Origin of the sequence: Gallibacterium genomosp. 2, from assembly GCF_000771895.1 — a bacterium.
Lineage (GTDB): Bacteria > Pseudomonadota > Gammaproteobacteria > Enterobacterales > Pasteurellaceae > Gallibacterium.
In genome coordinates this window covers 24061-36881 of record NZ_JPXY01000042.1, presented here as the reverse complement: position 1 = coordinate 36881, position 12821 = coordinate 24061, and the positions used below count along the sequence as shown (strand labels likewise).

Below are 12821 nucleotides of genomic sequence, written 5' to 3'. Positions count from 1 at the left end.
TGAATATCTAGCAAATTTGCTGCTGTTCTTGCAGTAACTTCTGCAACAAAAAACTCAAGCAGTTTTTTCTGCATGGATTTCTTTAATTTACAATATGTTATCTTCATTTTTGTAGTATAGCATTGTTGCTAATCTACTACAGCCCCAAATTTTAACTTGACACAAAAACGCTTCAACTCACTGAATAACCACATAAAACTTTGTTCTATGAGTTATCCTAATTTGGAAGAGGTTACACCTCTCCCAATTAAGATATTTATTGCCTTGAACGGTAGGATTTCAACCATTTAAGCATTTTTGATATAGTTGTTTTATTAAGTTAAACTTCTATTATCTTTCCTGTAACGCCTGCTTCATTCGTGTAATCGGTTTGATTAAATATTGAAATACTGTTTTTTCACCAGTCTTAATATCCACTGTTGCAATCATTCCCGGTAACACCGGCAATTCGTGACCGTTTTTATCAGTCAAATGGCTGCCGTTGGTTTTTACCAACACACGATAGAACGAGTTGTTCGGGTTCAGATTTAAATCGCTCGGTTGGCGTTTATCTTGCAATGTACTCGGACTTAATAAGGTTACAATACCGTCCAAGCCGCCGTAAATCGCATAATCATAAGCGGTTAATTTCACCACCGCTTTCATTCCCGGGCGAATATAAGCTACATCTTTCGGATTGATATAGGCTTCCACTAATAAATTATCCTCCACCGGCACGATTTCCATAATATCCTGTCCGGCGGAAATGACGCCACCGATGGTATTAATCCGGATATTTTTCACAATCCCTTTCAATGGCGCACGAATTAAGGAACGCTCCACCGGATCGGCACGTGCGGCGAGATTTTCTTTCGCTTGGTCAAGATCGCCCTGCACTCGCACCAATTCATTACCGGCATCAGTGATATATTTATGTTCACGTTCGGAAATCTGCAACGCCATATCATTTGCGGAGCGTTTCATTCGCAACAATTCCACTTGCGAAACCGCACCTTTCGCTACCATTGGCTCTGTCAAGGCAATTTCGGAATCAAGATAGGCTTTACTGTCACGCAAGGTTTTCACTGCCTCTTCCAGTGCCTGTTTCTTCGCTTTATAGACTTCCATTTCACGATCTTTAATCTCTTGCGGAATTTTTTCCGGAAAAACCGGTGTTTGCCCTGAAATTTCAGCTTTCAAACGGGTAGTGATCGCTTCCAAGTTATCCACTTTCGCTTGTGTTTCACGCAAAATAGCAGAACTTCTGGTGTCGTCCAGTTTTAATAACACCTGTCCTTTTTCCACCAAATCTCCCTCATGCACCATCATTTGATCCAAAATGCCGGGATCCAAACTTTGAATAATCTGTTCTCGGCTATTTGGAATAATAGTACCTTGCCCACGGGTAACTTCTTCTATTTTGCTAAAATATGACCAAATTAGAAATACCACTAAAAAAGCACCCAATAGCCAAATCATAGCAAATGAACCCGTGTGTTTTTCCACCTGCAATGCCGCATTGAGGTCATTTAACAGACGTAAATCCTTACTATTCACTTTTTCTGTTGGCATTTGTGATTGTTCAGATTTTTTTATTTCAGTACTCAGAGATGTCGCCTTATTATCAGCCTGCTTTTTCTGCTCTCCGCTTTGCTCGTTATCCTTTTTATTTTCGTTATTTTTATCGCTCATTGCTCAAACCTATTTATTCTCTGTATCATCGCTGTGATGTTCTATTTTCACAGTGGCTTCTTCTTGCTGTTGTGGTTGTGCTAAACGTTTTAATACTGCATCCTTTGGTCCATCCATTACCACTTTTCCGTTATCAACTACAATCACTCTATCAACTAACTGCAACACTTGAGGACGATGTGTAACTACCACTAAAGTACGGTTTTGTACCCATTGTGACAAACCTACCAAAGCCTGTTGTTCGTGGAATTGATCCAATCCAGTAGTAGGTTCATCCAACAACACTACTTTCGGATCTTTTAACGTCATACGAGCCAATGCCACTGCCTGTTTTTGCCCACCGGATAGCCCTAAACCATTTTCCCCAAGATACATATCCAATCCTCGCGGATGATTTTGCACTAAGCCTAACAAGCCGAAACGTTGCAACGCTACTAATAGGGTTTGATCGCTCGGGAAGGAATCCATTCGACCTATATCCAAATTTTCACGCAAAGTTCCTAAGAATAGACGAGGATTTTGTTCTAATAACAAAACTTGATTGCGTAAATAATAAGGATCAAGCTGTTTGAGGTTGATACCATCTAGAGTAATATTTCCTTTACTCGGATCATACAAACCAACACCTAATTTCAACGCTGTAGATTTTCCACTGCCAATTTTACCCAATACCCCTACTTTCTCACCCGGACGTACAATTAGATTAAAATCTTGCAATGCCGGTTGGCTATCTTCCTGATATTTAAAAGAAACGTGATTAAACTGCAAATGCCCTTGCACCTGTTTTAAACTGATATATTCACGATCTGCGGGTTTATCAATAGGTTTAGATACAATACCTTCTACCCCTTTTAATGCTAACCACGCCTGTTGGAAACGAGTTGCCAATCCAGCAATTTGTCCCAACGGTGCTAATGCTCGCCCAGAAAGAATGACAGAAGCTATCAATGCCCCCATTGTGATACGGCTGCTCGGATCTTCACTATGAATCAGATAAGTACCGAAAATTACTAGAATTACAGTGTTTAACTGCTGCAAAGCGGTGATTAAATTCACCACAAAATTACTGGTATCTTTTACTTTAATTGAGGAAAAAGAACTTTTTGCGGTATAAAAATCCCAACGCTTCTGCGCCCACGACATTGCATTGTTATTTTTAATAGTTTCAATCCCCTCTATTGCTTCCACCACCAAGCCTTGACGTTGTGAAGATTCACGCATTGATTCATTAATGGCACGGGAAAGTGGGGCCTGTGCCAAAATACCGATAACAATCACCAAAGGAATAATAATCGCTGGTACCAATGCTAATTTACCAGCGACAATCCAAATTACAGTAACAAACAGCAATAAGAATGGTAAATCAACCAAAGTCAGCAAACTGGCACTAGTTAAAAATTCACGAACCGACTCAAAATCACGTAAGTTATTAGCGTAAGAACCAGAAGAAACCGGACGATTCTGCAACTTCAAGGCCATTACTCGCCGAAACAGCATCGCACTAATAATTAGATCGGCTTTTTTACCTGCCACATCTGTTAAATGTCCACGTATCATTTTGGCGGCAAACTCAAAACTGATTGCCAAAATCACACCTATACTTAATACCCATAAGGTTTCATATGCCTGATTAGGAATTACCCGGTCATACACATTCATTACATAGAGAGAACTAATTAAAGCAAGGAAATTGATAATAAATGTTGCCGCAATAACCTGATAATAATATTTTTTAAACCGCCAAATAATACGGAAAAACCAACTCTTCGGCAAAGAGTATTCCGGCAATTCAGAACGGATATCTTTTTCTACTTTCGGCTTAATAAACCAACAGTAACCAAGATATTTTTCAGCTAAATCTACTTCAGCAAGTTGCTGTTTTATACCATCTGTATGAGTAATGGTATAAAGGCGTTTACCCTCTTCATTAGTATCTATAGCAGTTACCACTGCTGCTTCTTCATTCTGTAAAATCAAAATTACAGGTAATGCCAAAGAAGGAATTTCATTCAATGATCGCTGCGATAAATTATTCTCAAAACCTTCGCTACGCAAATATTCACATAATGATGAAAAATCAAGATTGTTGCCATTACGGCGAATGGTATGAGAGGCAAGTGTCGCCACAGAAAGTGGCGACCCTAAAATTTGTGTTGCCAATGCAACATTTTCAATAATTAACTTCATAACTGTTTTTATTTTCTATTTAAGATCAATAGCCCATTTAGTAGTCATTCCTTGTGAATAAAGATAATCCAACACAGAATGACGTAATTGATATTCGGCGGATACTCGATTTAATTCCGCGCTTAATAATTCATTTTCCGCATTCAACAAATCCAATAAAGAACGCTTTGCAATTTGGAATTGTAATTTATAAAAGTTGGTAACTTCATAAAGTGAGTTAACCTGTTTTGATAACGTGCCAATTTGACGTTGGTACTCTTCTAAATTAATTAATGCAGTCCTAGTTTTCTCTTCCAACTCTAATTTAGTCTGCTCTAAACGACTTTTTTCAGCTTCTAATGTTTGTGCTTTTTCCTGTACGCTGTATGAAGAAGCACGATTAAACATATCCCAAGATACATTCAAATAAACCTGGCGATCATCTTTAGTTGCCTGCCCTATCAAATCTAATTTAGGATAACGACTCGCTTGCTCCGCTTCTACACTCGCGTGCGCACTCTTAATTTTAGCTTGAGCAGTCTTATAGGAAGGATGCAAATATTGGTTTTGAGAATATTGTTTCTTTAGTACAACAGCTGTCATTCCTTTAAAAGGATCAGACAACCCGCTCACTTTTACCGCTTTACCTGAATAACGTTGCAATTGACTTAATGCGTCCTGTAACTCACGTTCAGAGGTATTTTGTTGTTGCTCAACTGCAAACATTCGTGCTTCTGCCTGCACCAACTCAGAACGACGTCCTTCATCATTGTCTGCAATCGCCTCTATTTCACTGATAATACTACGCAAACGAGCTAATCCTCGTTGTTGTGCTGCAATCGCATCTTTACTACGAATTGCCATTAAATAGAGTTCTGTAATTTTATAGGCAATATTCTCTTTTGTTTCATCATATTTATAACGGAAAGAAGCTTCATTGGCCTCAGAATAAGCGACCTTTTTTTCAATTGCACCAAAAGAGTAAAGGTTTACATTCGCCTGTGCTCCCGGTGTAAATTTATTATTTCTATCATTTGTTTGATAACGAGAATAATCCTCTAATGACTGACGACCAAAAACAGATAGTGTTGGATAATGCCCCGAAATTGCCTGTTCTGTTTGATTGTGAGCAATCATCGTATTGGCTTTTGCTTCTAATAATTCCGGATCTTTCTCAAAAGCACGGGATAAAATTTGTTTCAATTCTGTATTTTGGCTATTCGCTGCATAGGTAACACTCGATAAGCATAACCCCAAAGCAAGAATAGAGTAAGTGAAATAATTTCGTGTCATAACCTATATTCCTCAACCAATTTAAAAATCGCGTAATTATAGGACAAATTAAATATTATTTGTACCTGTTGTTAACTATTACGCTTATTTTATTAAAAAGCATCTTCATCTCTTAATAAATGAAAGTTTCCTTTTCGTCGTAAAAATCCGGAACGATCAAAATATTCTACTAACTGTACCGATAATTTACGTCCAAACCCGAGCTGATCCCTAATCTCATTTACCGAAATCTGTTGATATTGACGAAGGTAAACTTTTAACCATTGTGCAAAACGCTGAATATCTTGCTGACGGAAAAATCGATCCTTCACAATTGGAATCAATAATCCCATTTTTCCTGCTTTATACATAAAACAGCGCATCTCCTGTTCATCTAACGATAAAATTTTTGCCATATCACGCACCCAAATAGGTTGTGTGGTTTTCGTAAATTCCACCTCCACCGCTTGCCAAAGCTGCTGTTCCTGTGAAGTAAAACTAATCTGATGTTCAGGTAAATGTAGCCAACCATTGGCTTGCAGCATCTGCTGCTGTGCTACTAATTGATCAATAAAATGGAAAATTAATATCTTCGGTTGTTGCAAGGCACTCATTCGCCATAAACGTGCCTTACTAACTCCTAATTGATCTTGATGTTGCTCGTGAAACTGAGCCAAATGCTGTAATAACGCTTGTTGTTGTTGCTGTTGGTAATTCAAGGAAAATACCTGATCACGGTATAAAAACAAATGTTGTTGCTGTTGTAATTGTCGTAACTGACTAGAAGTCAACTGCTCTATCCATTGTAAATGAGCAACTTCCAATGTCTGATTTTTAAGATAAAATTTGATCCTTTCAATGCTGTTAGTACACTGTAATAACGATTGCAGATAACTCAACCGTTCCGGCGTACGTTTATGCCGTTTCGGAGAGTTAATCTCCAATACTGTTGCACCAGCTAATGTCTGCTGATCATCAGCATTACGCAAAATCAATTTATCACCACTCGCCATCAACAACGGTTTATCCATTACCAATTCAACTAAATCATTTTCACCATTGATCAATCGAGTAAATTTGCCAATTGTATGATTTGCCGCATAATAAATATGCACCGCCTGACTGTCATTTAAAACCTGATTTGGTTTTAATTTAATCGTTATTCTGTCACTAAAAGGCATTATTTCTAAACTACTAAGCCAATCTCCACGTTTAATCTCATCTTTGCCTAATTCAGTAGCAAGATTTAATGCCACACGTTGCCCGGCAACCCCTTTTGACGAATTCTGATTTTGAGCGTGAATGCTTTTAACCCTAACCTTCTGTTGTGCACAAGAAAGATAAAGTTCATCACCTACTGACACCTCACCACTGAATACAGTTCCAGTGACTACTAATCCAGCACCTTTTAAAGTAAATACGCGATCTATTGCATAACGGAACGGTTTATTTTGATCACTCAGATTTTCCAGTTTCAATAAATACTGCTTTAACTCATCAATACCCTGACCTGAATAAGCGGAAGTGATAAATGCAGGATTTTGAGCTAAGAATGGAAATTGCTTGCGAATTTTCTGCAATAATTGCTCAATTAGCTTAGAATCAACACGATCCGCTTTTGTAATAACAATTAAAATTTGTTTAAACTGCAATAAATGTAACAAAGTTAAATGTTCAACAGTTTGTGGCTTAATGCCTTCATCTGCCGCCACCATTAACATTGCATAATCAACACCGCCTAATCCTGCCAGCATATTAGAAAGAAATTTTTCGTGTCCCGGCACATCAATAAAACCAAGAACACGATCACCGATTGGCAAATAAGCATAACCAAGATCAATCGTCATTCCCCGTTTTTTCTCTTCCGGAAGGCGATCAGCATTAGTGCCTGTCAATGCTTGAAGTAAAGCAGTTTTTCCGTGATCAACGTGTCCCGCCGTGACTATAATCATAATTCATTTACCGTTGTTAATAATGTTTCTATTCGTGCTACACTACGCAAATCTAACCATAATTTATTATTTTCAACACGACCGATAATAGGTTGCGATAATGACTTAAGTATTGTCATTAATTGATATAAATCTTCGCTTTTCGCCGATTTTGCCTGCAAAGTTACCGCTAAAGAATCAATTTTTGTCATTGGTTGCGCCCCACTACCAATTTGAGCTACAGAAGATTCTATCATTAAATAAAAGCGATCTCCGAACTTTACCTGTAACATTTGTAATAATTGTTGCGCCTGCGTTTGTAATTCTTCTATAGTTTTTGTTAAAGCATTTAATGTCGGCAATGATTTAGGTAACTTTTCTGGCTCGAGATATAAGCGTAACGTTGCTTCCAATGCACTTAAAATCACCTTATCACAACGCAACACTCGTTTTAACGGATGTTGTTGTAATTGCTCAATCAATGCTTTTTTGCCGACAATAATGCCTGCCTGTGGCCCACCCAATAATTTGTCACCAGAAAATGAGATTAAATCTACTCCCGCCACCACTTTCTGTTGTACTTGTGGTTCGTATGGCAAACCATAATTACGAAAATCGATCAACGCTCCACTACCTAAATCAGTAATTACTGGAATATTTTTATTTTTCCCCAACTGTACTAACTCTTCTTCACTAACACTATTAGTAAAACCGACAATTTGATAATTACTGCTATGCACCTTCAATAAAAAAGCAGTATTTTCATTGATTGCTTGTGCATAATCACGCAAGTGTGTACGATTTGTTGTACCAACCTCTACTAGCTTACAACCTGCCTGTTGCATAATGTCGGGAATACGGAAAGCACCACCAATTTCGATCAGCTCACCACGCGAAATAATAACTTCTCTATCCTTTGCAAAAGTCGCTAACATTAACAACACTGCTGCCGCATTATTATTCACAACACAAGCAGCTTCTGCACCTGTCAAACGTACTAACAACTCACTTATTGCTTCATCACGATGTCCGCGCTTACCTTGTTGCAAATCAAACTCTAATGCCACATTTTGTCGCATCGCCTGTAGTGCCGCCTGTTGTGCCGATTCCGCCCAAATAGCCCTACCTAAATTCGTATGTAGCACCGTTCCGGTTAAATTATGCACCGGTTGAATGGCAACTTGCCGTTGCTGTTGTAACGATAATTCCACTTGTCGCAAAAAAGCCTGATCATCTACACAAAACGACGGTAATTGTGCCGATATTTTAATGAACTCCCTTGCTTGCTGTAAAAAATTACGCATTGCTGAAACCGTTGCGCTATGTCCATACTCTTCCAGAAGAAGTATACCGTTTTCGGTTTTCAGTAAACGATCAATAGAGGGAAGTTGTCGGTAAAATCCTGACATAACAGATTCCTAATTATTGAAAATAAAATAAATAATACTGTTTTTATCAGAAAAATTCAGTAAAATGAGTACACTTTTGTTACATATCTTACACTCTCGGGAGAGTCGTCGTTTCCGGTGAGGCGGCAGGACTTCAAATCCTGTTAAGGCTGCCAGCAGTCTTGGGTAGGTTCAACTCCTATGACTCTCCGCCATTAATTTCATTAACATATCTTAATAAGCTGATAGTACCATTTTATTTTTAAAGCTCGCTAGAACGAAGAACATCGTGGAAAAATCCCAATTAAACATTATTGATGAGAACAGCAATGAGCTAATACAGGAAAATTTCCCAAAACAGTAAGAGAATAAATCAATGGAGTAACTCAGAACACCTTATGAAGTTTTTTCATAAGGTATTGTACTTGGTTTGATAATTCTACAAAAAAACCTACAAAATGAACTGACTTCAAAATGTAGGTTTAGTTTATATCTTAGAAGAATTTTAAAAGTACATCTATCATTATTAATGCTGTTTATGCGTTGTGTTATATAAAATCCTATCAGTATATGCCACCGCCAATGCCGATGCTAAGAAACCGAGATGTAAAAACAATTGCCACATAACCTGTTTTTCCGGCAAATTAGCCGCATTAATAAATGTCTGCAACATATGAATAGAGGAAATACTAATTATCGCCATTGATAACTTCACTTTCAACACTGAAGCATTAACGTGATCCAACCATTCCGGTTGATCCGGATGATTATCAGTATTTAATTTAGAAACAAAAGTTTCATAACCGCCAACCAACACCATCACCAATAAGTTGGCAATCATAACCACATCAATCAGATTCAACACTGCTAACATTATTGTGTTTTCATCCATTTGATTAAGATTTACTATCAAATGCCAAAGTGATTTCAAAAATTTAAAGGCATAAATAATCTGTACCACGATTAAACCAAGATAGATCGGCAATTGAACCCATCTACTGGCAAAAATCAATTTAGCAATCGCATTTGGTTTTGGAGTTGTTTGTTCTTGTTGCATAAAATCCTTAATTATTTATTTTTTAATAAATCACGAATTTCGGTTAATAATTTTTCTTCTGCGCTTGGTTCAGCAGGTTTTGGTTCTTCTACCGGTTTTTCACGTTTTAATTTATTCATCGCTTTAATTGCAACAAAAATAGCAAATGCAATAATAATGAAATCAAAAACAGTTTGAATAAACATACCATAATTTAAGGTCACTGCTGGTATATCACCGACCGGTCCGCGCAAAATAATTTTAAGATCTTTAAAATCAACTCCGCCTACCAATAAACCGATAATCGGCATTACAACATCACCAACTAAAGAGCTTACAATTTTACCAAATGCACCGCCGATAATAACCCCGACAGCCATATCAACGACATTACCACGCATTGCAAACTCACGGAATTCTTTAAAAAAACTCATTTTTATACTTCCAATCTAAAATTAATAATCAAATGTTAAAACGGCGCACATTATATTTTTATTGAAAATGTGATACAAATATTTTTAACTATTTTTTCCAAAAATTAGGAAACAATAAAATAAGAATTGTCATAATTTCAAGTCGTCCCAATAACATCCCTAAAATCATCAGCCATTTTGCTACTGTCGGAATATTAGCAAAACTACCACTGGCTCCCACTTCATTACCAAATCCCGGTCCAACATTACTGATTGCTGTTGCTGCCGCACTCCACGCACTTTCAAAATTCATTCCTGAAATTGCCATTAACACTGCTAATACAGCCATAATCATAAAGTAACTGAAGATAAATCCTACAATCCCAAACACTGTTTCATTTGATACCGTATGACGATTATAATGTACAGCGGAAATACTATTTGGATGAATCAATCTTAATATTTGATGTTTTAATACTTGGAACATTATTTGAAAACGGAATATCTTAATTCCACCGGTAGTTGAGCCTGAACACCCTCCTAAAATAAAAGCGACCGTAAATATCATTGTTGTGGTTGCCGTCCAAGTATCAAAATTACCTAAACTAAAGCCACAAGTGGACATAATATTAATTAAATTAAAAAAAGCATAACGAAGGCTATCCTGCCAACTAAATACATTCTCATAATTGAGCCAAGTAGCAGTAAATAAAGCGACAATAAAAACAAAAACAGTAAATCCAATTAATTGCTGATCACGGAATAAAACCAAAATATTTCGCCGATGAATTGCTTGAACCATTAATAGGAAGGGTAATGAGCCGATAAACATAAATACTGTGCAAATCCATTGTGTATTACTATTAAATTCGCTCATTGAGCCACTTCGTGTTGAAAATCCGCCGGTTGCAATCGTGGTAAAGGCGTGATTAATTGCATCAAAAAAATCCATTTCCGACCACATATAGCAAAATAGACAAATAACGGTTAAAGAGAGATAAATCTGAATAATACTTTTAGCAATATCTCTCGCTTGTGGCAAAATTTTATCGGATTTGTCAGAAGACTCCGTTCGGAACAGTGTCATTCCACCCACATTTAAGAACGGCAACACCGCAACCGCCATCACAATAAATCCCAAACCACCTAACCATTGCATTGTAGAACGCCACATCAATAGTGCAGGAGAAGTATCACTCACATCAACGATAATACTCGACCCCGTCGTCGTCAGTCCGGAAACGGTTTCAAAATAAGCATCGGTAAAACTAAAATCACTGATCACAATGAACGGCAATGCACTAAAAACACAACTAATCACCCAAATCAGAGTCGTCAACAACAGCATATCTTTCACACGTAAGCGCATATCTTGCGGTTTTTTACGCGTTAAAATAAAAGAAACAAAATGAGTGATGCTGATACAAATTAAAAAACCAATCAATCCATCACCATTATGAAAAAAGGTTACGATTAATGGAATAATCATCAACCACGCAATTTTAGAAAGCACTGAACCTAAAATGTAGAGAATAAATGGTCGATTAAACATAGTTTTACCTTTTAGATAAAGAACGGACTTGGTTGGAATAATTTTTCCACTTCGGCAATATACTTTTTATCTTGCAAGAACAAAATAACGTGATCATTTTCTTCAATCATCAACTCCTCATTGGCAATTAGCACTTCACCGTTACGACTAACTGCCCCAATAATTACGCCTTGCGGAATTTTGATTTTTTTCAACTCACGTCCAATAACTTGTGAAGTTTGTACATTACCGTGAGCAATAATTTCAATTACTTCAGCCACACCACGCCTTAATACGGTAACATTCACAATATCGCCTTTTCTAACATAACTCAATAATGCTGAAACAGTCGCCTGTTGCGGTGAAATGGCAATATCGATCGTGCCGCCCTGTACCAAATGCAGATAAGCAATACGTTGGATTAAAGCAATCGCTTTTTTTGTTCCCAACCGTTTTGCCAACAGTGATGCCATAATATTGGCTTCATCATCACTGGTTAAGGCAATAAATGCATCAATATTTTCAATGTGTTCTTCAAACAGAAACGCCTGATCAGAAGCATCGGCACAAAAAACAATGGTTTTTGATAATCTCTCCGCCAACAGTTCTGCCCGCTTTTGATTACGCTCAACCAGTTTAACACTGTAATCATTTTCCAGTGTTCTTGCCAAACCCGACCCCACATTACCACCGCCAACAATCATTATGCGACGATAATTTTTCTCTAACCGTTGCAATTCACTCATCACCGCACGGATGTGCTGACTGGCACAAATAAAAGTCACTTCATCGCCCGCTTCAATAATGGTTGAACCTTGCGGTCGAATCACTTTATCTTGACGCCAAATAGATACAACACGTGCATCAATATGTGGCAAATGTTCCTGTAACATTGAAATGGAGTAGCCAACCAAAGGTCCACCGTAATAAGCTTTCACCACGGCTAAACTAATCAGTCCGTCAGCAAAATTGGCTACTTGTAATGTTCCGGGGTAATTCACCAAACGGGCAATATCATCAATTACCAACTGTTCAGGTGAAATAATATGATCGATAGGCAAAACTTCATTCTTAAACAGTTTATCTTTTTCACGAATATATTCAGCATTACGGATACGCGCAATTTTTGTCGGAACTTTAAATAGTGTATAAGCCACCTGACAAGCTACCATATTTACTTCATCCGAACTGGTAACCGCTACTAGCATATCTGCATCAGTAGCCCCTGCTTCACGTAAAGTACGTGGCGATGATGCATTACCGTGAACGACACGTAAATCGTGCTTATCCTGCAAACGATTCAATCGTTCAATATCATTATCTACTAACGTGATTTCGTTATCTTCGCTAACCAAATTCTCTGCTAACGTGCCGCCAACCTGACCGGCCCCCAATATGATAATTTTCACCCTT

At 37.6% G+C, this 12821-nt stretch carries 9 protein-coding genes, 1 tRNA gene and 1 pseudogene; 1 reads left to right on the top strand and 10 read right to left on the bottom strand.

The genetic code is table 11. The features are described 5' to 3' along the window. The 6 genes and pseudogenes from P375_RS12425 to selA all read right to left on the bottom strand — a co-directional run. Positions 1-107: pseudogene (locus tag P375_RS12425) on the bottom strand (IS1595 family transposase); the annotation flags it as partial. A gap of 223 nt (positions 108-330) precedes the next feature. Beyond that, on the bottom strand, positions 331-1671 hold the full coding sequence (locus tag P375_RS08915) for an HlyD family efflux transporter periplasmic adaptor subunit (RefSeq protein WP_039136229.1): 1341 nt from the start codon (positions 1669-1671) through the stop codon (positions 331-333). Positions 1672-1680: 9 nt separating this feature from the next. Beyond that, a complete protein-coding gene (locus P375_RS08910; protein WP_039136227.1) occupies positions 1681-3858 on the bottom strand; it encodes a type I secretion system permease/ATPase in 2178 nt (725 codons plus the stop codon). Positions 3859-3873: 15 nt separating this feature from the next. Continuing rightward, entirely contained in the window at positions 3874-5130 is a 1257-nt protein-coding gene (locus P375_RS08905; RefSeq protein WP_039136225.1) for a TolC family protein, read from the bottom strand. A 92-nt stretch (positions 5131-5222) separates the two neighbouring features. Beyond that, entirely contained in the window at positions 5223-7061 is a 1839-nt protein-coding gene (selB, locus tag P375_RS08900) for a selenocysteine-specific translation elongation factor (RefSeq protein ID WP_039136223.1), read from the bottom strand. Beyond that, a complete protein-coding gene (selA, locus tag P375_RS08895; RefSeq protein ID WP_039136221.1) occupies positions 7058-8449 on the bottom strand; it encodes an L-seryl-tRNA(Sec) selenium transferase in 1392 nt (463 codons plus the stop codon). Before selA ends, selB begins: the two co-directional genes overlap by 4 nt. A gap of 99 nt (positions 8450-8548) precedes the next feature. Between selA and P375_RS12420 the strand changes: the two genes are divergently transcribed. After that, a tRNA-Sec gene (locus tag P375_RS12420) sits at positions 8549-8643 on the top strand. Between the two features lie 311 nt (positions 8644-8954). Here P375_RS12420 and P375_RS08890 read toward each other — a convergent pair. The 4 genes from P375_RS08890 to trkA form a co-directional block, all read right to left on the bottom strand. Continuing rightward, positions 8955-9485, bottom strand: coding sequence for a TIGR00645 family protein (locus P375_RS08890; RefSeq protein WP_039136219.1), 531 nt, complete (start codon positions 9483-9485; stop codon positions 8955-8957). Between the two features lie 11 nt (positions 9486-9496). Continuing rightward, positions 9497-9898, bottom strand: coding sequence for a large-conductance mechanosensitive channel protein MscL (mscL, locus tag P375_RS08885; protein WP_039136217.1), 402 nt, complete (start codon positions 9896-9898; stop codon positions 9497-9499). An 88-nt stretch (positions 9899-9986) separates the two neighbouring features. Continuing rightward, entirely contained in the window at positions 9987-11429 is a 1443-nt protein-coding gene (locus P375_RS08880; protein ID WP_039136215.1) for a TrkH family potassium uptake protein, read from the bottom strand. 11 nt (positions 11430-11440) lie between these two features. Beyond that, entirely contained in the window at positions 11441-12817 is a 1377-nt protein-coding gene (trkA, locus tag P375_RS08875) for a Trk system potassium transporter TrkA (protein ID WP_039136212.1), read from the bottom strand. Positions 12818-12821 lie beyond the last annotated feature (4 nt).